This is a genomic window from Gordonia sp. NPDC003376 (genome assembly GCF_053589235.1).
On record NZ_JBSFRM010000030.1, the window covers coordinates 16,491 to 42,212 of the forward strand.

Genomic DNA, 25,722 nt, shown 5'->3' on the forward strand with positions numbered 1-25,722 from the left:
GCCTCGTCCGCCGCGGACGAGTGGCGAGCCGCCCTGGACGACATCGCCGAGTTCGTCCGCGGGCAGCGCCTGGTGAGGCACCACAACCTCCGCGCAGGGCCATACAAGACATTTCCGATGAATTGATGGTGAAGGGCCAGGGGGCTTACGGATGACGCCCTGACAATGGGGCCGACAGCGGGTATGAAGGGGGCAGGGTATCGCAGGGAATTCCATCGATTCGGGCCGTTTGCCCATTCGACGCAATTGGTCCGTGGGAGTTCTCGAACCATGCAGGGTCGACAAACCAAGCAGGGCCGACGAACCCAGCAGCGCCACATGAACTCAGCAAGGGGAACCCGGATGTCCGACGTTCGCGAGATACAGCAGTGCTCCTACGAGAAGGCCGAACTCGACGCGGATCTCCGGTGGTGGGACGCCGCGAATTACCTGACGATCGCGCAGATCTATTTGCAGGACAATGTGCTCTTGCGTGAACCGCTGGCCGTCGAGCACATCAAACCGCGGTTGCTCGGGCATTGGGGAACCAGCCCCGGCCTGTCGGCGATCTATGTGGTCCTCAATCGCATCATCGCCGAGACCGGGACGGAATGGCTCTACATCACCGGACCCGGTCACGGCGGTCCGGCGCTGGTGGCCAACACCTATCTCGAGGGCACCTACACCGAGATCTACCCGCACATCTCCCGTGACGCCGACGGCGTGCGTCGCCTGTGCCGGCAGTTCTCGACGCCGGGCGGCATACCCAGTCACGTCAGTGTGCAAACCCCCGGCAGCATCCACGAGGGTGGCGAGCTGGGCTACGCCCTCGTCCACGCCGCCGGTGCCGCCTTCGACCATCCGGACCTGGTGGTGGCGTGTGTGGTCGGCGACGGGGAGGCCGAGACAGGTCCACTGGCGGGATCGTGGAAGATCCCGGCATTCCTCAACCCGGCGCGTGACGGCGCGGTGCTGCCGATCCTGCATCTCAACGAGGCCAAGATCGCCGGTCCGACGGTGCTGGGCCGCAGCAGCGACGCCGACATCTCCGACTACCTGGGCGGGCAGGGCTGGGGGCCGGTGTTCGTCGAGGGATCCGATCCGGCCGCCGTGTTCGAGGATCTGCGTTCGGCGATCGTCGAGGCACACCGCACGATCCGCGCCATCCAGGCCTCGGCGCGGACCGGCACGGCACGGACCGACGAGCCCCGGACCGACACCACGAGGTGGCCGGCCATCGTGCTGCGTACGCCAAAGGGCTGGACCGGCCCGAAGGTGGTGGACGGCAAGAAGATCGAGGGCACACACTGGGCGCATCAGGTGCCGCTGTCGGGGGTGCGGGAGAACCCCGAGCACCTCGAGATCCTGGAGAACTGGCTGCGGTCGTACCGGCCGGAGGACCTGTTCGACGCCGACGGTGCGATCGTCGAGACGATCAGCGGGCTGGCGCCGGCGGGGGATCTGCGTCTGGGCGCGACGCCGTACGCCAACGGCGGCCGCCTGCTCACACCGCTGCGGTTGCCGCCGATCAGCAACTACGCCCTCGAGATCGACGAACCGGGTGTGGTGGTGCACGAGACCACCCGGGTGCTCGGCGAGTTCATGCGTGACATCTACCGCGAGAACACCACGCCGGACGGCGGTGGCAGCTTCCGGCTGTTCTGCCCGGACGAGACCACCAGCAACCGCCTGGGCGCGGTGTTCTCCGAGACCGACCGCTGCTGGCAGCTGCCGACCACCGACGTCGACGACGGGCTGTCGGCGTCGGGCCGCGTGATGGAGGTGCTCAGCGAGCACCTGTGCCAGGGCTGGCTGGAGGGCTACACGCTCTCGGGACGGCACGGTGTGTTCGCCACGTACGAGGCGTTCGCGATGGTGTCGGCGTCGATGGTGGTACAGCACACCAAATGGCTGCAGCACGCCGCCGGCCTGCCGTGGCGGGAGCCGGTGGCATCGCTGAACATCCTGCTGACCTCCACCTGCTGGCGCAACGACCACAACGGCTTCTCCCACCAGGGACCGGGCCTGATCGACCTGGTGCTGCCGCTGGCACCGGATGTGGTGCGGGTGTGGCTGCCGCCGGACTCCAACACGCTGCTGTCGATCGCCGACCACTGCTTCCGCAGCCGCGACCACGTCAACGTCCTGGTCGTCGACAAACAGCCGCACCTGCAATACCTGACCCTCGACGAGGCGAACGAGCAGGCGGCCGCGGGTGCATCGATCTGGCCGTGGGCTGGTACCGAGCGGGCCGACGACAGCAGTGGCGGCGTCGACGGCGGGGCGCCCGACATCGTCCTGGCCGGTGCCGGAGACGTCCCGACCCAGGAGATCCTGGCGGCCGCCCAGCTGTTGCGTGAGTGGGTGCCCTATCTGCGGACCCGGGTGATCAACGTGCTGGATCTCATGGCCCTGCTGCCGCACGACGATCACCCACACGGGTTGCCCGAGGACCGGTTCATCGAGTTGTTCACCCGCGACACCGACGTGGTCTTCGCCTTTCACGGCTACCCGCGGGCGGTGCACCAGCTCCTGCACGGCCGCACCCACCCGGGCCGGTTCCACGTTCGCGGGTTCAACGAACAGGGCACCACCACAACGCCGTTCGACATGGTGGTACTCAACCGGATGAGCCGTTACCACCTGGTGCTCGAGGCCCTCCGGCGGTCACGGCGTGCACCGGAGAAGGGTGCGGAGCTGGCCGAGTACTGCCGGGCGCAGCTGGCGCGTCACCACGAGTACGTCCGCGAACACTTCGAGGATCTGCCGGAGGTCCGTGACTGGGTGTGGTCGTCGGCGGACTGAGTCCGAGGCGGCGGGTGGTTGCGTCCTGGATCGGAAACCGAGCCAGAACGCAACCACCGCCATGGTTCTGGGTGACGACGGGACTCAGATGTTGCCGTCGAGGAACTCCGCGTACGCGGGCAGATCGAGCTGACCGTGGCCGGACAGGCCGATCACCACGACCTGTTCGGTGTCGTTGTCGGCGACGTGTGCGGCACAGGCGGCGATCGCATGTGTCGACTCCGGTGCCGGCACGATGCCCTGGGCGCGGGCGAACTGCACCCCGGCGGCAAAGGCGTCATGCTGTGCGATGGCGGTGCCCTCGACCAGGCCCAGTTCGACGGTGTGACTCAGCGCCGGCGCCATACCGTGGTAGCGCAGGCCACCGGCGTGGATCGGATCCGGCACGAAATCCATTCCGAGCGTGTGCATCTTGAGCAACGGTGTCAGACCGGCGACGTCGCCGTGGTCGTAACGGTACTCGCCTTGGGTGATCGACGGGCAGGCCGACGGCTCGGCGGCCACGATACGCGGGTCCGACCGGCCGTGGATCTTCTCCCGCAGGAACGGGAACGAGAGGCCGGCGAGGTTCGAACCACCACCGGCACAACCGAAGACGACGTCGGCGCCACCCGGCTCCACGGCGTCGAGCTGCTCCACGGCCTCCTGGCCGATCACACTCTGGTGTAGCACAACGTGATTGAGCACCGAGCCGAGTGCATACCGGGTGTCGGCATTGCTCGCGGCGACCTCGACGGCCTCGCTGACGGCCATGCCGAGCGAGCCGGTGGTGTTCGGATCCTTGGCGAGCATCGCGCGACCGGACTCGGTGAGATCCGACGGACTCGGGTGCACGGTGCCCCCGTAGGTGCGCATCAGGTAGCCACGGTAGGGCTTGGAGTCATACGACGCCCGGACCTGCCACACCTCCACGTCGATGCCGAACTGGGCGCCGGCAAACGCGAGCGCGCTGCCCCACTGGCCGGCACCGGTCTCGGTGGTGAGTTTGGTGACCCCGTCAATGCTGTTGTAGTAGGCCTGCGCCACAGCCGAATTGGTCTTGTGGCTACCCACCGGACTGACACCCTCGTACTTGACGTAGATGCGCGCCTTGGTGTTCAGCGCCTGCTCGAACCGGCGCGCGCGGAACAGCGGCGACGGCCGCCACATCTTGTAGATCTCACGGACCGGCTCGGGGATCTCGATGTAGGCCTCGGTGGAGACCTCCTGCGCGATCAGACCCGACGGAAACAGGGCGGCCAGGTCGTCGGGACCGACCGGCTCCTTGGTGCCGGGGTGCAGGTGGGGAGGGATCGGCGTGTCGAGCTCGGCCGCGAGGTTGTACCAGTGCGTCGGGACGTCGACGGTGATCAGATCGGGGTTGGTGGCATCCGCATGCATCGTCATGGATGTCCACTCTAGGCGCCCTCGCTGGGAATATGCCGGGAACCGCCCGGCGCGGACCGGCGGTGCAGGGCCTGGGGCGCCGTTCGACCCCGACGATCCCTTCCGCCCGGGGAGGGCGGGCCCAGGCCGGGCCGGGGCCCTCGCGGTACGGGCGCGGACGAACTGGTGTCGGGCACGATGTCGGGTACCACGAAGCGCCGCCCCAAGAAGCGGCAGCAGAAGAACCAGCACACCGCACGACCTCCGAAGCCGACCTCGTCGACACATCCGGGGCACGACGACCGACCCGGCGTCCCCGTCGGCTCGGAGAATGTCGTTTCCGCCGAACCCTTGTCGACTGTTGAATCTGAATCTAGCATCAGAAATGCCGACGGGGGTGAGCTCCGTCACTGCACTGGGGGTTGATGCGGATGGCGACGATGACCTGTCCGGAGGGTGTGGCCGCGCCCGGCCAGGGCGTGCGTGGCACCGCGGGTGATGTGGGTCCGCCGTTCACCCCGGCCGCGACGGAACGCCCGGTCACGATGATCCGCAGCCTCGACGGCGAGTCCGACCCGGTGCTCCGTCCGCACATCGCGCGCGTCGTCGCCGCGATCATCGCAGCGCGCGAGTTGTCGGCGCCGACCCCTGCGTCGTGGACCCACGCCCTCGAACCGGTCGCCGGCTCGGTGGGTGCGCTCGTGGTGACCCGGGCCGCCGATGCCGTCGCCGACCTCCTGCGCGATCACGTCGTGATCGCCCTCGGTGAGCCCGACAGGATCGCGTGCAGCGAGTTCATGCTCGGGGTCCCATGCCCCACCTGATCGACGGCGCCGACGAGCTCGCGCACGAGGCGATCACCCACCACGGACTCGGCTTGCCGCGCAGCTGATCTCACCAGCATTGTCCCGATCGCCAGGAGCCCGACACGATGGAATCGTTCATCCACCTCACCAAGGGTCGTACCCCGCGGCAGCTGCACCGTGATCTCGACGGCCTCAAGGACGACGAACTCGGCCGGTCCGGATTCACCGGGCGCACGGCCAATCTGTACCGTCGCAACGATCCGACGCAGTACCGAGTGGTCGGCGATCTCGCCGGCGTGGACCGGATGATCTCCGATCTCACCCCCACCGACGAGTCCGACCCGTCCGGTGCGCCGCTGGTGATGTTCCACAACGACGACTGCCGCATCTCGTTGAGCCGCCGCGGCACCACCGCGCCGTTCTGGACCCGCAACGTCGACGGCGACGAACTGGTCTTCGTCCATGCCGGAACCGGCTATCTGGAAACGGAATTCGGTCGGCTTCCCTACCGCCCCGGCGACTATCTGTACCTCCCGAAAGGCGTCACCCATCGGCAGCGGCCCGCCGAACCGTCGACGCTGCTGATCATCGAGGCCACCGACGAGTACCGGGTGCCAGAGGCGGGTGTGCTGGGTCGGCACTTCCCGTTCGACCCGTCGCTGGTGGTGGTCCCCGAACCGGAGGTGTTCACCGACCCGGCACCCGAGGGTGCGCAGGAGTACGAGATCCGGTTCCGGGAGCGCGTGGGCGCCACCTCGGTGTTCTATCGCTTCCATCCGCTCGACGTCGAGGGCTGGCGCGGCGACAACTTCCCGTTCGCCTACAACATCGACGACTACGACGTGATCACCTCCGACTCGGTCCATCTGCCACCCACGGTGCATCTGTTCATGCAGGCCACCGGCGTCTACGTGATGAACTTCCTGCCCCGACCGGCCGAGGGGCGCGCCGGGACCGAACGACTGCCCTGGTACCACCGCAACACCGACTACGACGAGATAGCCTTCTTCCACGGCGGCAGCATGTTCGGCGTCGACATGCCGCCCGGACTGATCTCCCATGCGCCTCAGGGCATCCACCACGGTATCCCCGAACGCGCCCGAGAGCGTGCCCGCCGACGCTTCGACACCGACACCCGTGTCGAATGGAAAGTGATCGCCGTCGACACCCGGCGTCGTCTGACGCCCACCCCGGCCGTCCTCGGAACCGCGGCCACCGAGGTCCCCGCCGAGGTACAGGTATGAGCCGCAATCGATTCGACTACGAGCGCATCCCCTACCTGATCGTCTTCGACGACACCTCCGCCTACCGCGACACCTACGGCGGGGTCACCGAATCGGTGGTACTCGAGAGCTACCTGTTGAAGCCCAAGGGAATCCACTCCCACACCGTCATCGTGTTCATGCACCCGATCGGGGGTGGCGCCTACCTCCCGATGACCAATGCACTACCCCGGGCAGGCCATCACGTCATCTACTGCAACAGTCGCTACCGGGGTGTCGACAGCGCCCTGATCATGGAGAAGGTGGTTGCCGACCTCGGCGCATGCGTGCGAGATGCCAAGGAACGCCTCGGATATCAGAAGGTCGTCCTCGCCGGATGGAGCGGTGGTGGCGCACTCTCGCTCTACTACCAGCAGCAGGCGCGGCAGGCGACGGTCACCGAGACCCCGGCCGGTGAACCCCCGGACCTCACCCGGCTCGACCTGCCCGCCGCGGACGGTCTGATGCTGCTCGCCGCGCATGTCAGCCGCCACGGCACGCTCACCGAATGGATGGATCCGTCCATCGTCGACGAGACCGACCCGGGTACACGCGATCCCGAACTCGACCTGTACGACCCCGGCAACCAGAATCAGCCGCCGTACACCGAGGAGTTCCTCGCCCGCTACCGGGCGGCCCAGATCGACCGCAACCGACGGATCACCGGTTGGGTGAAAGCGCGGCTGGCCGATCTGCGTGACTCCGGCGAACCGCTGATGGAGCGCGGATTCATCGTGCACGGCACCATGGCCGATCCGCGGTGGCTCGACCTCACCCAGGATCCCAACGATCGCGAACCCGGGTGCTACCTGGGCGATCCGCGGATCGTCAACATGGGCCCGGTGGGCCTCGCGCGGTTCACCACGTTGCGGAGTTGGCTGTCGCAGTGGAGCATCGACGACGCCAACGGCGACGGCCCACGGTGCGCCGTCGATCTCGCGGTCCCGGCGCTGGTGATCGGCAACTCCGCCGACAACGCATGCACACCCAGCCACACGCATCGCCTGTTCGACGCGATTGCCCATCCGGACAAGACGTTGCACACCATCGACGGTGCGACACACTACTATTCGGGACGCGAGCAGATACCGCACCTGCAGCGCGCGGTCGAGGTCATCACCGGGTGGCTGGGGGAGCGCTCGTGGACGGCGGTGTGACGCCGTCGTGGTCCCGAAGTCTCCGGACGGCATCCGCGCCACGTTGCGCGGATACTCTGCCGACGCGGTCCTCGCCGAACTCGACGACCCCGGTGGTCCCGCACTGGGTGTCGTCGTCCTCGACTCCGCGGTGACGCAATGCTTTCCGATCCGCGGTGTCGACGGCGCCACGCCGCCGGCCTACATCGGGGTGTCGGGGGCGCCCGCGGTGTTGCGCAGAGATGCCGGCCATCGCACTGCCCGGCCGGGCGGAGGCCGCCGACGGCTACAGCGCGGCGTCGAGTTCACTGGTCCAGATCTGCGACGGAATGGGTGCCACCCGGGAACACGATGCGCACCCGCACGTCACCCGTGCCCTCGCAGCGCCCGGCGCGACCCCGGGCCGGCTGCGCGACAGTGCTGTTGCCACCGGATGCCTGGATCTCCGACGGACGGCGTGAGCAGGTGCTGCGCGGACCGGATGCGACAGGGAACCGTGCGTTCTCCCACGTGCCGGGGTTCCCGCTCGTGCTCAGTTGGGATCGGGTGCATCCGCGCAGGTCCGGAATGCGCACTCGGACATACACGGCTCAGGGCTGTCCGGGCAGTCCGCGACGTGCTCGTAGGCTCCGCGGAGGTGATCGCGGAGTTCGGCCAGACCGGCGATCCGCTGCTCGACGTCGGCGATCTGTTGCCGCAGGAGCGGTTTCAGGGACTGGCGGGTGTCGGTGCAGGTGCCGGTGTCGGCCAAGGTCAGCAACGTCTTGATCTCCGGCAACTCGAGTCCGAGGGATTTGGCCGAGGTGATGAGACCGAGCCGTTCGAGGTCCCGTGAATCGAAGGTGCGGTACCCGTTGTGCGCGCGTCGCGGTGTGAGCAGACCGATCGATTCGTAGAACCGCAGGGTGGTCGCGGGTATCCCGCTTCGGGCAGCGGCGTCGGCGATCGTGAGTCTCACACGGTCGACCGTATGTGGACTTGACCTTCGAGTCGAGTCGAATGTCTAAGGTCGGCCGGTGATGGATGCGATGGCGACCGCGGTGCAGTGGATGGAGCGACACCAGGTGTCGCTGTATGTGGCCGGTATCGTCGGCGGGGCCGTGCTGGGGTTGTCGGCCCCATCGCTCGCCGGGCCGGCCGAATCGGCGATCAACCCGGTCCTCGCACTCCTGCTCTACGTGACCTTTCTCGGAATCCCGTTCGCGCAGATCGGCGACGCGGTGAGCGACTGGCGATTCCTGACCACCGTCCTGGCCGTGAACTTCGTCGCCGTCCCGGTCGTCGTGTTCGGGGTGTCGCGGATCGTCGCGCAGGACCGGCCACTGCTCGTGGGGGTGTTGTTCGTCCTGCTCGCGCCGTGCATCGACTACGTGATCGTCTTCAGCGGTCTGGCCGGGGGAGCGAAGGACCGGTTGCTGGCCGCCGCGCCCCTGCTGATGCTGGTGCAGATCGTCGCGCTGCCGGCCTTCCTGTGGCTCTTCGTCGGGGCGGATGTGGTCCGGACCATCGAGTTCGGCCCCTTCGTCGAGGCGTTCGCGTTCATCATCGTGGCGCCGCTGGTCCTCGCCGCCGCCACACAGTGGTGGGCCGGTCGCACCGCCCGGGGCGCCGCCTTCGAGGCGGCCGCGTTGGCGGCGATGGTGCCGACCATGGTGCTGACGCTGGTCGTGGTGGTCATGTCACAGATCGCCGGCGTCCGTGGCGAGCTGTCGTCGCTCCTGATCACGATTCCGGTCTACGTCCTGTTCGCAGCGGTGATGCTGGTCGTCGGTGCCGTCGCGGGCCGCATCGCCGGTCTCGACGTGCCCGGCCGTCGCAGCATCGTGTTCAGTGGGGTGACCCGTAACTCGCTGGTCGTCCTTCCGCTCGTGCTCGCCCTGCCGTCGGCATTCGATCTCGCCCCCCTGGTGGTCGTCACACAGACACTCGTCGAACTCGTGGTGATGGTGCTCTTCGTGCGGCTGGTCCCGCGCGTGATCACCGACGACCGGGCGTCGGACGTCCCGGGTTCGTGCCCGCCCTGATCGGCATGTCCCATCGGAGAAGGTCGGGCGACCTGGCCACGCTGAAAACGGACTTCGGATTCGGCCCTGGCGCCAGGATCGCCGACATCGCCCGCGCCGCTGGACGGTCACCCGGCTGTTCTGCGGCTACTACGAGAACAAGACGCAGTTGCTCGACCAGTTCACCGACGACATGGTCACCAAGTCGATGCGGGTGAAGTCGGCCGACCCGTACGAGAGCGTGCGCGGCGCGGTGGCGGTCTACCTGACCCATTTCCGGCAGAACATCCCGGAGATGATCGGGATGGTCCAGATGTCGATGACCGTCCTCGAACACGACCGGCGATGGCGCGAGGTCCGGGCGGTGGGCATGCGAGGGATCGGGGTCCACCTCGCCGCCGCCGCCCAGGCCGTCGGACACCTCGACGCCGATCTGCCGCTGATGGCCTCGGCGAGCATGTCGACGCTGGAGTCGTTCTGCTGGGTGTGGATGGCCGGGAAGGCGACCGCGGGGTCGACCGACCCGACGACGACCACGCGATCGACACCCTCGCATCCCTCTGGTACGCCGCGATGGACGGCCCGCACGGGCCACGCTCGACCGGGTGAGTCGGGCCCGATCCGCGCGGGCGCCACGGCGTGGAGCGCACCGACCCGGTTCAGCTCAGGTGATGCAGCACCTGCGGGAGTGCGTCCTTCGGGGTCTTGCCCTGGAAGCCGTCACCCACCGCGCGCAGCTTCCATTCCGCGCCCTCGCGGTTGATCACCGCCATGGTCACGCCGGTGAACGGCATCCCGCCCTGCAGCGTGAACCGGGCGAGCTCGGCGCCGGTGGTCTCGTCGACGAGGCGGCAGTACGCGTTGGCGACCTCTTCGAAGGTCTGCCCCTGGTACGAGGTGACGACGAAGATCAGGTTGTCGATCGCCGGGTGGATCGCGGTGAGGTCGACGTTGATCACCTCGTCGTCGCCCTCGCCCTCACCGGTCAGGTTGTCGCCCGAGTGCAGCACGGAGTTGTCGTTGCTGCGCAGGTGGCCGTAGTAGACGACCTCGGCGACCTGGCCGCGCGAGAACATCAGCACCGAGGCGTCGAGGTCGATATCGCGGGAGCGGCCGAAGAACCCACCCCGCTTGACCGGGTCCCAGCCCAGCCCCATCCGGATACGGGTGAGGGCGACACCACCGTCCTTGCGGAGGGTGACCTTCTGCCCCTTGGTGAGGTCGACCCGCTTGTTCTTGGTGAGACTGACCTCGGCGGGTGCTGCCGGTGCGGCCGGGGGCGGGGTGTACGCCGGGGGTGCAGGCGGTGCCGGGGGCGGGGTGTTCGCGGGCGGGGTGTATGCAGGCGGGGCGTACGCGGGCGGGGTGGGCGGCGGCGTGTACGCGGGAGCCACCTGGGCCGCGGGTGCCGCGGCAGGTGCGTCGTCGACCACCACACCGTGATCGCGGATCAGATCGGCGAACCCGCCGGCATATCCCTGCCCCACGGCGCGCACCTTCCAGTCGGTGCCGCGGCGGTACAGCTCGATGGCCACCACCACCGATTCCGAACTCAGCTCGGTGATGGTGAAGGAGAACAGTTCCCGGCCGGTGAGGTCGCTGACCCGGGCGGTCGGCGGGGCCAGTCGACCGAAGCTCGACGACGCGTCGTCGAGGGTGATCACCGCACGCACCGCGTGGATGTCGGCGGGGATGGCGGCCGTCCGCACCACCAGGACGGGCTGAGTCGTCGGGTTCTGCAGTTCCACGCCCGGCCCGTGCGGCTGGTTGTAGAAGACGAAGTCGGCGTCGGTGCGAACCTTGATGGCGTCGGTCACCAGCAGCGCCGACACATCGGCGGCGGCGCCCACCTCCACCGAGATCGCGACGTCGGCGACGGGGAGTGCGGCGTTCTGTCCCTTGGCGAGAGCGGTCATGCCATCGATCATTCCATCACCGGCGCCCGGAGCGGCGTACTCGGCCCACTCCGACCGCGCGGTCGTCATCGGGGCCCCGACCGTTCCGGTCATGTGCCCCGGGGTGCGATCGACCGGGGCGTTTCAGGCCAGCGCGCGGACGGCTTTCAGGTAGTCGTCGATCGCGTCGCGGTTGCGGGTGAGGCAGTCGATCCGGCCGCTCATCCGATCACGCTCGTGTTCGAGCGTGGCGAGTATCTCCGGCGTCGCTTCGGCGAAGTGGATGGTGCGGGGCTTGTCCAGGCACGGGAGGATCTCCTTGATGATGCGGGTCGGTAGCCCGGTGTCGATCAGTCCGCGTATCTGGATGACGCGGTCGACCAGGAAGTCGTCGTAGTCGCGGTACCCGTTCGCCTGTCGCCGCGGGACGACGAGCCCTTCGTTCTCGTAGTAGCGCAGCGCGCGGGTGGATGTGCCCGTGAGCTCGGCGACCTCCCCGATTCTCATGTGTCGATCCCCATGTGTCCGGCCTCACTGTCGTCGGGCGATGTCCGGGCTTGACCTTGACGTTGACGTCAGCCTTTGACGATGGTGCCATGACACGAATCCAGCCCACGCCCACCCCCTCGCAGCCGGCCACCCCCTCGCAACCGGCCGGCGCCGCACGGCACGCTCCGCGTGCGCCCGACCGACTGCCGCTGGCAGGTCTGCTCGCACTCGCGACCGCGGGGTTCATCACGATCATGACCGAGGCCCTGCCGGCCGGGATTCTGCCGGGGATGAGCGCCGACCTCGGCGTCACCGAGGCCGCGGCCGGCCAGACCGTCACCGTCTACGCGATCGGTTCGGCGCTGTCCGCGGTGCCACTGACGGCGGCGACGATCGGTTGGCCGCGCCGTCGCCTGCTGATCCTGGCGGTGGCGGGGTTCGCGATCGCGAACGGTGTCACCGCCGTGTCGCACAGCTACCTGCTCATCATGACGGCCCGGTTCGTCGCGGGTGTCGTCGCAGGTCTGCTGTGGGCGCTCCTGGCCGGATATGCGCGCCGGATGGTGACACCCGGACAGCGGGGACGGGCCATGGCGATCGCGATGGCGGGTGCTCCGGTCGCGCTGTCGGTGGGGGTCCCCCTCGGCACCTTCCTCGCGCAGCTGGTCGGCTGGCGGTTCACCTTCGGGATCATGACCGCACTGACCGTGGCCCTCATCGGTTGGGTTCTCGCCACCGTCCCGGATTTCGCCGGCCAGGCGCGGGCGGACCGCATCCCGCTCCGGCGCACTGTCCGCATCCCGGGTGTGGCCCCCGTCCTGGTCGTCACGCTGGCCTTCGTCCTGGCGCACAACGTTCTCTACACCTACATCGCCCCGTTCCTGGCACCCGTCGGCCTGGCCGACCGCGTCGACGCGGTGTTGCTCGTCTTCGGCGTCTTCTCGCTGGCGGGTATCGGCATCACGGGCGCCTTCATCGACCGTCGGTTGCGTCCGCTCATGATCGGCTGCTCGGGCGGCTTCGCCACCGCGGCGCTCACTCTGGGTCTCGCCGTGGAGGTGCACGGGCTCGTGTTGGTCGGTGTCGCGGTGTGGGGTCTCGCCTTCGGCGGCGCGGCGACACTGCTGCAGACCGCGTCCGCCGAGGCCGCGGGTCCGGCCGGCGATGTCGCTCAATCACTGGTGGTCACCTGCTGGAACATCGGTATCGCCGGCGGTGGCGTCGTCGGCGGGCTGCTGCTCGGCGGTGTCGGGGCGGGTGCGTTGCCCTGGGCGGTGCTGGCCCTGCTGCTGCCCGCGTTCGTCGTGACCGTCTGCGCCCGCGGCCACGGTTTCCCGACACAGACGGTCCGTCGGGAGCGTGAGCTCGCGGGGTGAGGACGACCCGTCGGGCCGGGCTCAGGCCCCGATCATGTCGACCTGGTCGATCCGCCCGGTGAACCATCGGAGGATCTCCTCGCCGGCGAGTGCACCGGGATGTGCGGTGACCGCCACATGCGGGCGGTTCCAGCCCATCTCGTGCAACTCGCCGTGGCAGGGCCGGATCGCGTGGTCGGCGTACTCGAGCAGGTCGGTGTCGAGGCGGCCGTCGCCGGCGGCGAGCACCGGGGCGTCGGCGGGCAGCGCCCCGTCGGCGACGAGGCGGGTCCGCACCTCGGCGAGTGCGGCGGATTTGGTCACCGGCTGGGGGAGCGCATAGATCTTGCGGCCCTGCTGCGACACCATCCACTGCCGGTCACCACACCACTGCTGCCACTCCGGCAGGAAGTCGGCGGGCTGGGCGGTGAGGTCGACGACGATGTAGCAGAACAGATCGTCGGCGGTCCGCAGGGAGCGCACCCAGCGCTCGTCGATCCGGGCGCGCAGGGCGGCGGTCACCTCGTCGAGGGTGGCCGACGTCGACGCCACCCGCCGCTCGACGGTCTCCCGCCAGGCCGCGTCGTCGGATCCGTCGGTCAGGATGCGCCCGCCACTGGAGACCACCGCATATCGAAACGGTCCGCCCGGCAGCATGATCCGAGTGAACTGGGCCGGGGTGCGGGTGGTGACCGGAACCACCGGAACCCGGGCGGCCAACTCCTCCAGCAGGATTCGGGAACCGGGGGTGAGATACGAGAGCGGTCCACCCTGATACATCTCCACGCATTCCGGTGCGAGGCCGGTGAACTGCTCCTCACCCATGGCCGTGCGGGAGAAGATCAGGGTGCGGTCGAGGTCGGTGGCGACCAGGGCGGTCACGCGTCCTCCTTGATCAGGCCCACACACGAGTACGCCAGATCGGGACGCACCTCGATCGGCACCCCGCGCTCGGCCGCGAGCAGCCGGATATGACGATGCTCGGGCAGATCCGGTGCGCTCACCAGCACCCGCCACGGCACCCGCCGCAGCAACACCCGGGTCGTCTCGCCCACACCGGGTTTCGCGAAGTTGATCGACGAGAGTCCGTACTCGGCGGCGATCGCCTCCACCGAGGCCCACCCCGACCACGTGGGCCGGCGGGCGGCGCCGGCGGTCTCGGCGAACCGCATCTGCGAGACGCGGTGCGCCACGGTGTCGGCGACGGCGGAGAACCGGTCCGAGACGGTGTCGAGCAGCAGCCGCGACACGTCGTGATCGATCAGATGGCGATAGAACTTGGCGCCGTGGAACTCTCCGGGCCCGATGTGGTCGGCGTTGAGCACCGTCCTCGACACCAGCCCGGACACCGTCGAGTTCAGGCAGGCCGAGGCGATCAGGAAGTCGTCGCGGGTGCCGAATGTCGTCGTACACGAGCCCGGATCGGCCAGTACCGCCAGCTCGCCGTCCAGTCGGGGGCCTCCGGCGGCGGCGTAGGCGTCCAGGGCCGCCGACAGCTCACGCGCGATCGCCCCCTTGCCGGTCCACCCGTCGACGAAGACCACCGACGCCGGGTCGTGCCGGGCGACGATGTGATCGAGTGCCACCCGGTCGATCCCGCGGTCGCGGACGATGGAGAGCGTGTAGTGCGGGGCATCGGTGCCGTGCGCGAAACCGATCCAGCGACGCATCAGGATGCCCACCGGTGTGCCGGCCCTCGCCAGCGACACCAGCGTGGGCACCTCGGCGCGCTCGGCGACGACGAGTTCGGCCACCACGCCGACCGCCTCGGCCAGCCGGTCCGCCGACGCGGTCAGCGTCTCGTGGAACAGTGCCTGATACTGCTCGCCCGGCTGATACTCGATCGGCAGGGACTCCGCGTAATGGGCTGCACCGGACTGGATCTTGCGTTCCCGTTCGGTGAGATCACCCTCGAGGGACAGATGCGAGAGGTCTTTGAGCAGCCACGTCACCTCGTCGGCGGCATAGGAGCCGAAGGCCGGTCCGTGCAGCGGTGGGGTCATGGTGGTCGGGGTGCTCACACGGCACCTTCCCTTTCGAATGGCGTGGTGCGGTCGGCGAGCGCCGTGGGTGTGGTGGCCGGGACGATCGCCACACACACGTCGTGACCGGCGGCGGTGAGTACGTCGAGCACCCCACCGTCGGCACGAAGGAGGTCGGTGTCGGCGGGGGAGTCGATCACCAGCACCACCTGAGGCAGCGGGGCATCGGCCGGCGCGTCGGCGGCGAGCACGTTGTAGACGAATCGCGGCGTACCCGGATCGGATTCCGGTGCGGTGAAGGTGAATCCCCGACGCAGCGGATAGCCCGCCTCGTCGCGGACATGGGCGGGCGAGCGCGTGGTGGTCTGATATCGCGTGGCCACTCCGGTTGCCGAGAGGCGTTCGGCCAGGCACAGCGGCAGGTACATCAGCTCTTCGTGGCCGAGCACCACCACGTCTCGATCGGTGGCGAGGGCCGGCACGAGTATCGCGGCCGCGGCGGTGACCGCCGCGTGGAACGGTGCGGTGTCCGAACGCAGGAAGCCGTGCCGGCCGCCATCGGGCAGGCCGGTGGGCCAGTCCAGCGTGACCTCGGTGACCGATCCACGCATCCCGACCGGATTGAGTTCGGGTGTCGCCAGCGCCCACACGTCCTCGATCAGGCTGTCGGGCAACGTGATGCGGCCCTGCGCCAGGGACACGTGATCGATCCGCACCCCGAGGTCGGTGGCGAAACGGTCGGACTCGTCACGGTGGTCGTCGGTCCGCATGTCCACCAGCGATGCCACCACGTAGTGCTCGCGCGGCGCCAGCGCATGCAGTGCCGAGATCGCCCGGATCGCCGTCGACCCCGTCGAGATCTCGTCGTCGACGAGGATCAGGGGTGTCCCCGGATCGGCGCGGAGCAGGGCGGCGTCGCTGGGCTGCAACAGGTGGGTGGTGGCATGCGAATGCCCCTCCTCGAAGGTGCCGTGCACCTGCGCGTCGGCCACCTGCCGACGGGTCGAGTGCAGGTATACCTGCGCCGAGATCCGCTCGGCCACACAATGTCCGAGTCCGGTGGCGGTCTCGGCGAAGCCGATGACGGTGCCGCGGGCGGCTGCCTGCTCACCGAGAACCCCGATCACCGCGTCGCCGAGTGCGTCGGCGGCTCCGCGTACCTGCTCGGGTGGGGTGGGGATGTGTTTGCCCAGCACCGTCGACACCAGCAGATGGGCCCGACGGCGGTTGCGGCGCAGGCCCAGGATCAACAGATCCGAGAGCTCCCACGCACCGTCGGAGTCGCCGGTGACCCGCACCCCGAACCGTTCGGTCACCCAGTCGGTGGCGGTCGGCGCCGGTGCAGTCGGTGTCGGGGAGGACGGCGTGGTCGTGCTCATGCGGCCGAGTCCGCGGCGGTCAGCAGGTCCACGAAGCCGATCCCGGAGTTGGTCACCCCGAAGGCGGCGGCGCGATCGAGCACACGATTTGCCCAATTGCGGTGCGGTTTCATCTCGTTCATTTTGTTGCCGTACGACGACCGGGCCACCCCGCCGGCCTCGGAGGCGAGGATGTCGAGCGCGTCGTGGTACTCCTCGTGGGTCACCGCGCTCAGTGCGTGCACCGGGGCCACGTGCCGGGGATGGATGACGGTCTTGCCGTTCATACCGTTCGCCCGGTCGAGCGCGATCTCCCGCAGCAGGCCGTCCATGTCGCGGCTGACCAGCTCCTGACGGAACCAGACGGCGTCGTGGTCGCGGAAAGGTGTGTGCCGCAAGGTGGGCGCGAATCGTCGTTCGTGATCGGCGAAGTACTCCCACACCGGGCCGGTGATGACGTGACCGCCGTCGGCGCGGCCGAGGTGGTTGACCACACTCGCGATCGCGTCCGCGGCCACCCGCACGTCGTAGATGGTCAGGTCGCGGTCGCGCCGGATCCCGAACAGTCCGCACATGTCGGTCGCGCCGATCCGCACTGCCGGGATGATGTCCCGGTACTCGTCGAGATGCTGTGCCAGGCGCGACAATTGGTCATCCCGGGTCTCGCGGTGCACAATCGCCGCGGACTCCAGTACGGGCATCGCCCACAGGTGCCGACCGGTCGCCGCCCCGGCGGTACGCACCGCCTGCAGAGAGCGAGTCGCGTTGTCGGCGTCGAACTTGGGGATCACGAAGCCGGTCAGCACATCCGAGCCGCCGGCCAGCGACGTGATGGTCTCGATCTGCTCGGCGGTGCGTACCCGTACGAACAGCAACATCTCGCCGGCAGGGGTGCCGTCGAGCTCGCCGATCGCGGCGATCGCACCGGCGATGGCCGCCGGCTCCTCGTGATCGGCCACCGCGTCCTCGAGGTCGATGACCATCGTCATCACCCCGGAGGCGAACCGCCGCGAGATCACGTCGGCCAGGTTCGGCCGCGTGGCGGGCACATACAGGGTGGCGCCGAGCGCCACCCCCAGCCGGCGGGCGTCCCAGAACGGTGAGATCGGTTCGGGCCGACGCAGGAACAGCCGATCCAGGGTGTCCTCGGTCAGGTGGTGGAAGTGGGTCGGGCCCTCGACGGCCGGTGCGGTGGTGTCCTCGGAAGCCGTTGCGGTCATCGCGCCGCCACCTGTCCTCTCATCCGGTTGACGATCTCGGCGACACGATCCTCCACGGCACGCAGTTCGGTCAGATATGCCCAGTAGTCGGGATGGACACGTTCGAGTCGGGTGTGTGCGCGGGAGATCCGGTCGGCCTGAGCATCGAGCACCGAACCCCATTCGTCAACCATCTTGTTGTTCACCGCGAAGTGCTGTGCGTCACGTAGCCGAAATCGGACACGCTGCTCGGTGGCGGACGGGTCGGCACGCACCTGGCGCAGGAGCTCCAACCGGCTCAGTACGGAGTCGACGGCGAACTCGGCGGCATCGAGATCGTCGCGCGCGTTCTCGGCGTCGGCGATGGCCTGGTCGGGGGCATCGGCCAACCGGTCGCGTGCCCTCGCGAGATCGGCATCGGCGGCGTCGATGTTGCGTCGGATCCCCTCCTCGGCGTTCTGTAGATCCGCCGAGCACTCGCCACTGAACTCGCGGCGCAACGCCGACATCGTCTCCGGCACCCGCTCGGCACGGGTGACGATCCCACCGCGGCGGGTATCGACCGATCGGATGACGCGTTGGGCCCGCTCGGCGAAGTCCGGCGCCTCCGACAGCGCCGCGTCGACGCGGTGGGCGGCGCTGATCAGTGCGCTTGCCGTGGATCGTCGGGCCGGCAGGTCGCCGGCCTGCTCGTACGCCCCGATCGCGGTGCTCAGCCCATCGGCGGCCCGCGACACCGAATTCAGCCGCATGAACGACGCCGGGGCGTGCTCGAGGGCCTGCCCGGCCGCCGTCGCCGCGGTCCGCGCACGCTGATCGAGCACCCCGACCTCGGTGACCGCGTGACGGGCCCGGTCGAGTTCGCGCACATGGGCATGGCCGAACCGGGCCATCTCGTCGGTCATCGCCGCCAGGGCGTCGGTGCACCGCGCGAACTCGTCCGGACGGGGCTGCGGGCCGGGGGCCACCTCCCCGGACAGACGCAGGTAGTCGGCGGTGACCTGACCGTAGCGTTCGCGCAGCGCAGTCCACTCGGCGCGCAGTCGTGAACGGGGATCGAGCTGATGGGCCACACCGACCGCCGAGTCGATGTCGGCGAGCGCGGACTCCGACGCCAGGAACGCCGCCGTCATTCGTCCTGTGTACTCACCGAGAGCGGAATTCGGGCGTGACCTGGCCCCGAACCAGCGACGCGACGAGTTTCTGGGCACGCAAACGATGCTATCGACTATCTTCACCGTCGTACGCGGCGCGCGTTGTGACGGGCCGCTCCGGCGGAGAGGGGTGGCGGGTGCAACTGGTGCAGCGTTCGAAACGGGTCGTGGAGGCTCGCTTGAACAACACGGCGGTCCGGGCGTTGTCCGGATCGATGGTCGCCTACGAGGGGCAGGTCACCTTCAAGTCGGCGGGTTTCGGCGGTGGCGACGGCCTGCTCGCCGGCGTGAAGCAACGCGCCACCGGTGAGGGTCTGTCGCTGATGGAGGCGTCCGGCAGCGGGGTCGTCTACTTCGCCCACGATGCCGCCGAGACCACCATCATCGAACTCAACGGCGACACCCTGCAGGTGGAGTCGCAGCAGCTGATGGTGCTCAACGGCAACCTGCAGACCAACGTCGCCTTCGCCGGGCTCCGCGGCGCAAGCTCCGGGCAGGGCCTGTTCACCACGACGGTCAGCGGGCACGGCCAGATCGCGCTGTTGTCGCAGGGCGGGCCGCTGATCCACCTCGAGGTGTCGCCGCAGTTCCCGGTGGTGGTCGACCCGGATGCCTTCGTCTGTGCCCGTGGTGCGCTGAGCCAGTCGTTCGTCACCGACGTGACCTGGCGTGCGGCGGTCGGCCAGGGTGGCGGCGAGGCGTTCTCGCTGCGCTGGGACGGTACCGGCGTGGTCTCCATCCAACCGGCGGAACGATAGGGCGACAACAGTGTTCACCAAGGTCAACAGCAAGGTCGTGTCCGTCGACATCGGCCGTAGCGGCCCGATCGTCGCGCGCCGCGGGGCGATGCTCTTCTACACCGGCAACGTGTTCTTCGAACCGCACCAGGTCGCCGGTGCCCCCGGCGGGATGGGCGGCGTCGGCGGGATGGCCGGCCGGATGCTCTCCGGCGAGCACGAGTCGACGATGATCGCCCAAGGTCAGGGTGTGGTGCACTACGGGTTCAAGGGCATCGAGATCGAGATCGTCGACGTCGGTGCGGTCGGCGGGATGATCCGCGTGGAGGCCTCCCGCACCCTCGCCTACACCTCGGGGCTGCAGGCGTCGGTCGTCTCGGTCGCCTCCCAAGGTGGTGGCGGCGGTGGTGGTGGCGGGCTGTTCGGGTCGCTGCGGAACGCGGCCGCCGGCGCGGTCACCGGTCAGGGCATGTTCACCACCCAGCTGTCGGGGCCAGGGCAGGTCGTGATCCTCGGCCACGGGGGTGTCTTCGAGATCCCGGTGGCGCCGGACCGGCCGCCGGTCACCGTCGATCCGCAGGCCTTCGTCGCGTCCGCCGGACAGGTCAACACCTCCCTGCGGTCGGCGATGAGCTGGCGCAACGTCGGTCGAACCGGTGGTGAGGCAATGCAATTGGAATGCAACGGACATGGCGTCGTGTACGTCCAGGCGTCGGAGGAGAAGCTGTGAGCCAGTTGAACACGGTCTGGAACCCGATGTCGTTGCCGGTCGACGACAACATCCCGGACAACGACTACTCGTTCTGCATCGATCTGACCCAACCGTGGTTCATGTCCAAGGGGGCGATGATCGCCTACTACGGGCAGATGAACTTCGTCTCCCTGCAACACGGCCTGCAGGGCAGCCTGTTGCAGATGGTGGCCCAACAGTTCTCGGCACCGCTGTACCTCGGCGACTACGTCGTCGCCGAGGGGCACGGGAAGCTGATCATCGGCGACCGCGGTTACAACATCAACGCCTACGATCTCGAGGACGGCAACCTCACCATCCGGGCCTCGAATCTGCTTGCCTTCCAGCCGCAATTGTCGTTGCAGCAGTCCATCGTGCCCGGCTTCCTGACCCTGGTCGGCACTGGCAAGTTCCTCGCGTCGTCGAACGGTCCGGTGATGTTCGCCGAGCCGCCGCTACGCGTCGACCCGGAGGCGCTCGTCGGCTGGGCCGACTGCCCGTCCCCGAGCCACCACTACGACCAGGCGTGGGTCAACTCCTTCATCGCCGCCGCCGGCGCCCGGTTCGGGATCAACTCCGGTGAGGAACGCCAGTTCGACTTCACCGGCAGCGGAACGGTTCTCATCCAGTCCAGTGAGAAGGTCCGCAACGACATGTCGGTGATCCGCACCATCCAGGGGCAGATCCCGGGGCTGTCGGTGCCCGGTTTGCAGCAGATCAACCAGCACATCAATCAGCAACTGGGACAACAGCAGGGGTAGGCCGCGCCCACATGTCGGCCGGTTGTCCTCGTTTCGCGGTCGGCGATGGAGATCTCGACTCGTCTCGTCGCTGTGCGCGTGGCCGGGCTCAACCATCGTGCCCATTGGTGGTTGAGCACGACTCGACTTGTCGCTGTGCTCCTCATCGGCTCAACCCAACGGGCAACGATCGGTGGTTGAGCAGGTCGTCCTCGCGTAGCGAGGCGGCCCGTCCGTCGAAACCTCGGTCAGGTTGCGCCGAGAGATGACCACCTCTGGAGTGGCTGAGGTTTCGACTCGACTTGTCGCTGCGCTCCGCGTCGGCTCGACCATCGTGGACGGCGCGAGGCGGCCCGTCCGTCGAAACCTCGGTCGGCCGCGCCGGGACCCGACCGGCCGCGAGATGAACGAAACCCCCGGCACTCACCGAGTGCCGGGGGTTTGTCGTGTGCGCGATCAGATCTCCGCGATCAGATCTCGATGTGGTCCTTCGCGCCCTCGGGCTCGTTGCGACGCCGGATGACGCTGGAGATGAACGCGGCACCGATCAGCACCACGCCCACACCACCGGTGACGAGTTCCGGGACATGGGTACCGATCGAGTACAGCAGGATCACCGCCAGTGCGCCGATGGCCCAGTGGGCGCCGTGCTCGAGGTACACGTACTCGCTGAGCGTGCCCTTGCGGACCAGGAACACCGTCAGCGAACGGACGAACATCGCACCGATCAGACCCAGGCCGAGCGCGATGATGATCGGGTCCGCGGTGATCGCGAACGCACCGATCACACCGTCGAACGAGAACGACGCATCCAGGACCTCGAGGTAGAGGAACAGGAAGAAGCCGGCCTTGCCGGTGGCCTTGGCGAGATCGCTCGGACCGGATCGCCGGAGCTCGGTGTCGGCGACCGCAGCCGCCTGGTCGACGCGCGGATCGTGCTTGGCGCGCTCGTCGTCGGCCTCGTCCTCGTCGTCTCCCTCATCGGTGTTGAACAACTCACCGAGCCCGTTGACCGCGATGTAGGTGACCATGCCGAGCAGGCCGGCGAAGAGCACCGTCGACCGCTCGTCGTCGGGGGCGATGAACTCGGCGGTGACGATCAGCAGCAGCGACGCGATGACCACCTCGAGCTGATCGAGCTTGCCGATCTTCTCCAGCGGCCGTTCGATCCAGCTGAGCCAGGTGACCTCTTTCTCCTCGAGGATGAAGCCCAGGAACAGCATCAGCAGGAACATGCCACCGAATGCCGCGATCTGCGGGTGGGCATCGGTGATGATTGTCTCGTAGCTGGGGCTGCCGTCGGCGAAGTAGGCGGCGTCCCCGGGTGGCGGGTTGAGCGCCAGGTCGAGGGCGTCGATCGGGTTGAGGCCCGAGGCCAGCCACACGATGGCGAGCGGGAACACCAGGCGCATACCGAAGACGGCGATGACGATGCCGACGGTGAGGAAGATCTTCTGCCAGAAGTCGCTCATCCGTCGCAACACGGTCGCGTTGATGACCGCGTTGTCGAAGGACAGCGACACCTCGAGGATGCCGAGGATCAGGGTCAGGAACAGAGCTGTCGTGCCGCCGTAGAGGAATGCGGCGATCAACGCCAGTACGGAGATGACAAAGGACAGACCGAATATTCGGAGAACCACTGGGGCGTGGCCTTTCTGGTGATGCGGTGGGCGTTACGCCGAGGCCGCGGGGATCAGTCCCGCCGACCGCGGTGGGCGCGCCGCGCTGCGACGCCCGCTGCACACGAATGCCGCACCCGTCGAGTGATCGGGTGCGGCATCCGCGGCGTTGTCGATGATCGGAGAGGGGATCAGACGTTGACGCCGTAGTCGCGGGCGATACCCGCGAGGCCCGACGCGTAGCCCTGACCGATGGCGCGGAACTTCCACTCCGCACCGTTGCGGTAGATCTCGCCGAAGACCATCGCGGTCTCGGTGGAAGCGTCCTCGGACAGGTCGTAGCGGGCGATCTCGGTGCCGTTGGCACGGTTCACGACGCGGATGAACGCGTTGCGGACCTGGCCGAACGACTGCGAGCGGGCGTCGGCGTCGTAGATCGAGACCGGGAAGACGATGCTGTCGATCTCCGGCGGTGCGCCGGCCAGGTCGACGTTGATGACCTCGTCGTCGCCCTCGCCCTCACCGGTCAGGTTGTCGCCGGTGTGCTCCACCGCGCCATCCGGCGAACGGAGGTTGTTGAAGAAGACGAAGTGCTGGTCGGAGAGAACCTTCTTGGTGGTGCCCAGTGCGATAGCGCTGGCATCCAGGTCGAAGTCGGTGCCGGTGGTGGTGCGGACATCCCAGCCCAGACCGACGGCGACCGCGGTCAATCCCGGGGCCTCCTTGGTCAGCGAGACATTTCCGCCCTTGCTCAGGCTCACGCCCATGGTTGTCGTGCCTTTCTGTCGATGAACGGCCAAACGCCACTCTACGTGCGATGGCCCTCACTGTATGTGAAGTGCGAGCCCTCCCACGCGGGTCTGGTCTGTCATCCGAATGAACGTGGCATGTCCGATTTCGGTTCCCGGCGGGGCCGGTCAGCCGAGCAGCTTCTTCTGCACCTTGCCCATCGCGTTGCGGGGAAGGGATTCCACCCACCGGATCTCCCGGGGCCGCTTGTGCACCGACAGCTCTTCGGCGACGAACTCGATCAGCTCGGAGTCCTCGACGGCCGACCCCACCACGTAGGCCACGATCCGCTGGCCGAGATCTTCGTCGGGGATGCCGACGACGGCCACCTCCGACACCGACGGATGCGCGAGCAGCACGGTCTCGATCTCGCCGGCACCGATCCGGAAGCCACCGGACTTGATCAGGTCGGTGGCGCGGCGTCCGACGATGCGGTGCATCCCGTCGGGACCGATCACCGCGACGTCTCCGGTGGCGAACCATCCATCCGCCGACCACGATTCGGCCGTGGCCTCCGGTCGGTTGAGGTACCCGGTGGCCAGCATCGGCCCCCGCACGAGCAGATCGCCGACACTCGCCCCGTCGTGCGGGAGGTCCTCGCCGGCCTCGCGCAACCGCGTCTCCACCCCGGTCAGCGGCACGCCCACCCAGCCGGGGCGGCGTTCGCCGTCGGCCCGGGTGCTCACCGTGATCAGGGTCTCGGTCATGCCGTAGCGCTCGACGATCTCGTGGCCGGTGGCGTCGCGGATCTCGTCGTACACCGGGACCGGCAGCGGGGCGCTGCCCGACACCAGCAATCGTGCCGGGCCCAGGGCGCGCGCCGACGCGGGGTCGGCGGCGACGCGTGCCCACACGGTCGGCACCCCGAAGAACAGCGACGCGCCCGCATCCGCGGCGGCCGCATAGTTCTCCGGGGTGGGCCGCACGGTGTGGATCAGTCGGCCGCCCCGGCGCAACGGCCCGAGCACACCGAGGATCAGTCCGTGGACGTGGAACAACGGCAACCCGTGTGCCAGGGTGTCACCGGCGGTCCAGTCCCAGGCGTCGGCAAGGGCATCGAGACCCTCGGCGATCGCGTGGCGGGTGATCGGCACGCCCTTCGGCATGCCGGTGGTGCCGGACGTGTACAGGATCAGGGCGGTGGAGTCGGCCGGCGGCTCGGGATGCGAATGCCAGGACTTGGCATACCGCCGGACCGGGATCGAGGGCAACGTGGTGTCCGGCGGGGCCTCGCCGAGCCACGCCTGGGCTCCCGAATCGGACAGCATGTGCACCAGTTCCCGGTGTCCGGAGTCCGGTGGGATCGGGACGATCGCGACCCCGGCGATCAGACCGCCGGCGATGGCGAGCACGGTCGACACGGTCGGGCGGGCCAGCACCGCGAGCGTACGGGCGCCACGGATGCGCTCGGCCGTCGCGGTGGCCGCCCCGACGAGCTCCTCCCGGGACAGATGATCGTCGCCGACGATCACGGCGTCGGCGAGGTCGGGCGCGTTGGGGATCATCGTCGGAAGCAACACAGGTCTCACTGTGCCACGTGCGTCACCCGGTGACGCCGCTTACGAGGTCACACCGCGGCCACGATCTCGTGCGGACGAACCCAGCCGTCGGCGAGCAGGTTCACCAGCAGCCGCGACTTGTTGCCGACGCTGCGACCGACCGCCTCGTACCGCTGCACCACCCGGCGGTAGTGCTCGCGAACGGTGCTCTCGGCGACGTGGTGGATCTCTGCGACCTCACGGGTGGTGCCGCCGAGCGCATAGGCCACCACGATCTCCCGCTCCCGCGGTGTGAGGCGGATGACCTGTGGTGCGCGGGCCCGACCGTCGGCAACGCGCTGGAGGTACGCGAGCAGGTCCGACGCCGCATTCGGCGAGTCGGTGATATCGAATCCGTCCGGGTCGCCCGAGGGCACCCCGAGCCCGACGATGCGGGCGTCTGCCAGCAGAGGATCTCTGCGGACGGCGGCGATGTGATCCGGCGAGCGGACCACGGCCACCGCGATCGACGCCGACGTCGGCCGCAGCGGGTCGGGCCTCAGGTCGGAAGTGTGTACGAGGAATGCCGAGTGCCCGGCGTTCTGCAGCAGCGCGCACAGCGCGGCATCGGTGATGCCGCCCTCCGCGAGCACCGCCACGGTCAGGGCGGGGCTGTGGGTGGCGGCGGGCGGGAGTTCACGGCCGAGAACGGAGGTCACCGAATAAGCATTACCGCGAGTACCGCACAGATCAGGTCACTGTTTGGCACCATCGCGTCGATATCGGGCAGAAAACACCACCAAGGTCACAAATGCGTGCGTGATTACGCATGATCTCGCGT

24 protein-coding genes are annotated in these 25,722 nt (G+C 68.5%); 10 read left to right on the top strand and 14 right to left on the bottom strand.

Annotation, left to right across the window (positions count from 1 at the left end):
• The first annotated feature begins 342 nt into the window (after positions 1 to 342).
• A complete protein-coding gene (locus tag ACWDUA_RS21960) occupies positions 343 to 2,784 on the top strand; it encodes a phosphoketolase family protein (RefSeq protein WP_449753133.1) in 2,442 nt (813 codons plus the stop codon).
• A gap of 84 nt (positions 2,785 to 2,868) precedes the next feature.
• On the opposite strand, the gene ACWDUA_RS21965 is transcribed toward ACWDUA_RS21960, so the two are convergent.
• Complete coding sequence (locus tag ACWDUA_RS21965) at positions 2,869 to 4,170, bottom strand: TrpB-like pyridoxal phosphate-dependent enzyme (RefSeq protein WP_449753134.1); 1,302 nt, start codon at positions 4,168 to 4,170, stop codon at positions 2,869 to 2,871.
• Positions 4,171 to 4,589: 419 nt separating this feature from the next.
• Here ACWDUA_RS21965 and ACWDUA_RS21970 point away from each other — a divergent pair, with 419 nt between their 5' ends.
• The 4 genes from ACWDUA_RS21970 to ACWDUA_RS21985 all read left to right on the top strand — a co-directional run bounded on the left by ACWDUA_RS21970 (position 4,590) and on the right by ACWDUA_RS21985 (position 7,814).
• Entirely contained in the window at positions 4,590 to 4,973 is a 384-nt protein-coding gene (locus ACWDUA_RS21970) for a hypothetical protein (protein WP_449753135.1), read from the top strand.
• A 107-nt stretch (positions 4,974 to 5,080) separates the two neighbouring features.
• The gene (locus ACWDUA_RS21975) at positions 5,081 to 6,199 is read left to right on the top strand and encodes a homogentisate 1,2-dioxygenase (protein ID WP_449753136.1); all 1,119 of its coding nucleotides are present in this window, start codon (positions 5,081 to 5,083) and stop codon (positions 6,197 to 6,199) included.
• Entirely contained in the window at positions 6,196 to 7,374 is a 1,179-nt protein-coding gene (locus ACWDUA_RS21980) for an alpha/beta fold hydrolase (protein WP_449753137.1), read from the top strand. The genes ACWDUA_RS21975 and ACWDUA_RS21980 overlap by 4 nt, the downstream gene beginning before the upstream one ends.
• A gap of 221 nt (positions 7,375 to 7,595) precedes the next feature.
• The gene (locus ACWDUA_RS21985) at positions 7,596 to 7,814 is read left to right on the top strand and encodes a hypothetical protein (protein WP_449753138.1); all 219 of its coding nucleotides are present in this window, start codon (positions 7,596 to 7,598) and stop codon (positions 7,812 to 7,814) included.
• A 71-nt stretch (positions 7,815 to 7,885) separates the two neighbouring features.
• On the opposite strand, the gene ACWDUA_RS21990 is transcribed toward ACWDUA_RS21985, so the two are convergent.
• A complete protein-coding gene (locus ACWDUA_RS21990) occupies positions 7,886 to 8,311 on the bottom strand; it encodes a MerR family transcriptional regulator (RefSeq protein WP_449753139.1) in 426 nt (141 codons plus the stop codon).
• Between the two features lie 61 nt (positions 8,312 to 8,372).
• On the opposite strand from ACWDUA_RS21990, the gene ACWDUA_RS21995 reads away from it, so the two are divergent.
• Complete coding sequence (locus ACWDUA_RS21995) at positions 8,373 to 9,377, top strand: arsenic resistance protein (protein WP_449753140.1); 1,005 nt, start codon at positions 8,373 to 8,375, stop codon at positions 9,375 to 9,377.
• A gap of 240 nt (positions 9,378 to 9,617) precedes the next feature.
• Here ACWDUA_RS21995 and ACWDUA_RS22000 read toward each other — a convergent pair whose 3' ends face one another.
• The 3 genes from ACWDUA_RS22000 to ACWDUA_RS22010 all read right to left on the bottom strand — a co-directional run bounded on the left by ACWDUA_RS22000 (position 9,618) and on the right by ACWDUA_RS22010 (position 11,758).
• Positions 9,618 to 9,893 carry a hypothetical protein gene (locus ACWDUA_RS22000; RefSeq protein WP_449753141.1) on the bottom strand — a complete coding sequence of 92 codons (276 nt, stop codon included), beginning with the start codon at positions 9,891 to 9,893 and terminating at the stop codon, positions 9,618 to 9,620.
• Between the two features lie 122 nt (positions 9,894 to 10,015).
• The gene (locus ACWDUA_RS22005; protein WP_449753172.1) at positions 10,016 to 11,272 is read right to left on the bottom strand and encodes a TerD family protein; all 1,257 of its coding nucleotides are present in this window, start codon (positions 11,270 to 11,272) and stop codon (positions 10,016 to 10,018) included.
• Between the two features lie 123 nt (positions 11,273 to 11,395).
• Positions 11,396 to 11,758, bottom strand: a complete 363-nt coding sequence (locus tag ACWDUA_RS22010) for a MerR family transcriptional regulator (RefSeq protein WP_449753142.1) — start codon at positions 11,756 to 11,758, stop codon at positions 11,396 to 11,398.
• 89 nt (positions 11,759 to 11,847) lie between these two features.
• On the opposite strand from ACWDUA_RS22010, the gene ACWDUA_RS22015 reads away from it, so the two are divergent.
• Positions 11,848 to 13,116, top strand: coding sequence for an MFS transporter (locus ACWDUA_RS22015; RefSeq protein WP_449753143.1), 1,269 nt, complete (start codon positions 11,848 to 11,850; stop codon positions 13,114 to 13,116).
• 21 nt (positions 13,117 to 13,137) lie between these two features.
• On the opposite strand, the gene ACWDUA_RS22020 is transcribed toward ACWDUA_RS22015, so the two are convergent.
• Genes ACWDUA_RS22020 through ACWDUA_RS22040 form a run of 5 tightly spaced genes read right to left on the bottom strand, consistent with a single transcriptional unit; the run spans position 13,138 to position 18,767 of the window.
• Entirely contained in the window at positions 13,138 to 13,977 is an 840-nt protein-coding gene (locus ACWDUA_RS22020) for an HAD family hydrolase (protein ID WP_449753144.1), read from the bottom strand.
• The gene (locus ACWDUA_RS22025; protein WP_449753173.1) at positions 13,974 to 15,098 is read right to left on the bottom strand and encodes a cysteine protease StiP family protein; all 1,125 of its coding nucleotides are present in this window, start codon (positions 15,096 to 15,098) and stop codon (positions 13,974 to 13,976) included. The genes ACWDUA_RS22020 and ACWDUA_RS22025 overlap by 4 nt, the downstream gene beginning before the upstream one ends.
• A 14-nt stretch (positions 15,099 to 15,112) precedes the next feature.
• Positions 15,113 to 16,456 carry a phosphoribosyltransferase family protein gene (locus tag ACWDUA_RS22030; protein ID WP_449753145.1) on the bottom strand — a complete coding sequence of 448 codons (1,344 nt, stop codon included), beginning with the start codon at positions 16,454 to 16,456 and terminating at the stop codon, positions 15,113 to 15,115.
• A complete protein-coding gene (locus ACWDUA_RS22035) occupies positions 16,453 to 17,655 on the bottom strand; it encodes an HpcH/HpaI aldolase/citrate lyase family protein (RefSeq protein ID WP_449753146.1) in 1,203 nt (400 codons plus the stop codon). Before ACWDUA_RS22035 ends, ACWDUA_RS22030 begins: the two co-directional genes overlap by 4 nt.
• Positions 17,652 to 18,767, bottom strand: coding sequence for a hypothetical protein (locus ACWDUA_RS22040; protein ID WP_449753147.1), 1,116 nt, complete (start codon positions 18,765 to 18,767; stop codon positions 17,652 to 17,654). Before ACWDUA_RS22040 ends, ACWDUA_RS22035 begins: the two co-directional genes overlap by 4 nt.
• Before the next feature lie 158 nt (positions 18,768 to 18,925).
• On the opposite strand from ACWDUA_RS22040, the gene ACWDUA_RS22045 reads away from it, so the two are divergent.
• From ACWDUA_RS22045 to ACWDUA_RS22055, 3 genes are read left to right on the top strand one after another with little or no spacing between them, the layout of a single operon-like run.
• On the top strand, positions 18,926 to 19,546 hold the full coding sequence (locus ACWDUA_RS22045) for an AIM24 family protein (protein ID WP_449753148.1): 621 nt from the start codon (positions 18,926 to 18,928) through the stop codon (positions 19,544 to 19,546).
• Between the two features lie 10 nt (positions 19,547 to 19,556).
• The gene (locus ACWDUA_RS22050; RefSeq protein ID WP_449753149.1) at positions 19,557 to 20,255 is read left to right on the top strand and encodes an AIM24 family protein; all 699 of its coding nucleotides are present in this window, start codon (positions 19,557 to 19,559) and stop codon (positions 20,253 to 20,255) included.
• Positions 20,252 to 21,016 carry an AIM24 family protein gene (locus ACWDUA_RS22055; protein WP_449753150.1) on the top strand — a complete coding sequence of 255 codons (765 nt, stop codon included), beginning with the start codon at positions 20,252 to 20,254 and terminating at the stop codon, positions 21,014 to 21,016. The genes ACWDUA_RS22050 and ACWDUA_RS22055 overlap by 4 nt, the downstream gene beginning before the upstream one ends.
• A 449-nt stretch (positions 21,017 to 21,465) precedes the next feature.
• On the opposite strand, the gene ACWDUA_RS22060 is transcribed toward ACWDUA_RS22055, so the two are convergent.
• The 4 genes from ACWDUA_RS22060 to ACWDUA_RS22075 all read right to left on the bottom strand — a co-directional run bounded on the left by ACWDUA_RS22060 (position 21,466) and on the right by ACWDUA_RS22075 (position 25,600).
• Entirely contained in the window at positions 21,466 to 22,635 is a 1,170-nt protein-coding gene (locus tag ACWDUA_RS22060) for a DUF475 domain-containing protein (protein ID WP_449753151.1), read from the bottom strand.
• A 170-nt stretch (positions 22,636 to 22,805) separates the two neighbouring features.
• Positions 22,806 to 23,381 carry a TerD family protein gene (locus ACWDUA_RS22065; RefSeq protein ID WP_449753152.1) on the bottom strand — a complete coding sequence of 192 codons (576 nt, stop codon included), beginning with the start codon at positions 23,379 to 23,381 and terminating at the stop codon, positions 22,806 to 22,808.
• Between the two features lie 150 nt (positions 23,382 to 23,531).
• Positions 23,532 to 24,923 (bottom strand): acyl-CoA synthetase, encoded by a 1,392-nt coding sequence (locus ACWDUA_RS22070; RefSeq protein WP_449753153.1) that lies wholly within the window; start codon positions 24,921 to 24,923, stop codon positions 23,532 to 23,534.
• Positions 24,924 to 24,970: 47 nt separating this feature from the next.
• On the bottom strand, positions 24,971 to 25,600 hold the full coding sequence (locus ACWDUA_RS22075) for a helix-turn-helix transcriptional regulator (RefSeq protein ID WP_449753154.1): 630 nt from the start codon (positions 25,598 to 25,600) through the stop codon (positions 24,971 to 24,973).
• Between the last annotated feature and the right edge of the window lie 122 nt (positions 25,601 to 25,722).

Bases quoted from the DNA above. Each gene is read 5' to 3' on its own strand.
- ACWDUA_RS21960 (WP_449753133.1), top strand. From the start codon at position 343: ATGTCCGACGTTCGCGAGATACAGCAGTGCTCCTACGAGAAGGCCGAA.
- ACWDUA_RS22015 (WP_449753143.1), top strand. From the start codon at position 11,848: ATGACACGAATCCAGCCCACGCCCACCCCCTCGCAGCCGGCCACCCCC.
- ACWDUA_RS21965 (WP_449753134.1), bottom strand. From the start codon at position 4,170: ATGACGATGCATGCGGATGCCACCAACCCCGATCTGATCACCGTCGAC.
- ACWDUA_RS21995 (WP_449753140.1), top strand. From the start codon at position 8,373: ATGGATGCGATGGCGACCGCGGTGCAGTGGATGGAGCGACACCAGGTG.
- ACWDUA_RS22005 (WP_449753172.1), bottom strand. From the start codon at position 11,272: ATGACCGCTCTCGCCAAGGGACAGAACGCCGCACTCCCCGTCGCCGAC.
- ACWDUA_RS21985 (WP_449753138.1), top strand. From the start codon at position 7,596: ATGCCGGCCATCGCACTGCCCGGCCGGGCGGAGGCCGCCGACGGCTAC.
- ACWDUA_RS21980 (WP_449753137.1), top strand. From the start codon at position 6,196: ATGAGCCGCAATCGATTCGACTACGAGCGCATCCCCTACCTGATCGTC.
- ACWDUA_RS22030 (WP_449753145.1), bottom strand. From the start codon at position 16,456: ATGAGCACGACCACGCCGTCCTCCCCGACACCGACTGCACCGGCGCCG.
- ACWDUA_RS22035 (WP_449753146.1), bottom strand. From the start codon at position 17,655: ATGACCGCAACGGCTTCCGAGGACACCACCGCACCGGCCGTCGAGGGC.
- ACWDUA_RS22010 (WP_449753142.1), bottom strand. From the start codon at position 11,758: ATGAGAATCGGGGAGGTCGCCGAGCTCACGGGCACATCCACCCGCGCG.
- ACWDUA_RS22065 (WP_449753152.1), bottom strand. From the start codon at position 23,381: ATGGGCGTGAGCCTGAGCAAGGGCGGAAATGTCTCGCTGACCAAGGAG.
- ACWDUA_RS21970 (WP_449753135.1), top strand. From the start codon at position 4,590: ATGACCTGTCCGGAGGGTGTGGCCGCGCCCGGCCAGGGCGTGCGTGGC.
- ACWDUA_RS21975 (WP_449753136.1), top strand. From the start codon at position 5,081: ATGGAATCGTTCATCCACCTCACCAAGGGTCGTACCCCGCGGCAGCTG.
- ACWDUA_RS22025 (WP_449753173.1), bottom strand. From the start codon at position 15,098: ATGACCCCACCGCTGCACGGACCGGCCTTCGGCTCCTATGCCGCCGAC.
- ACWDUA_RS22040 (WP_449753147.1), bottom strand. From the start codon at position 18,767: ATGACGGCGGCGTTCCTGGCGTCGGAGTCCGCGCTCGCCGACATCGAC.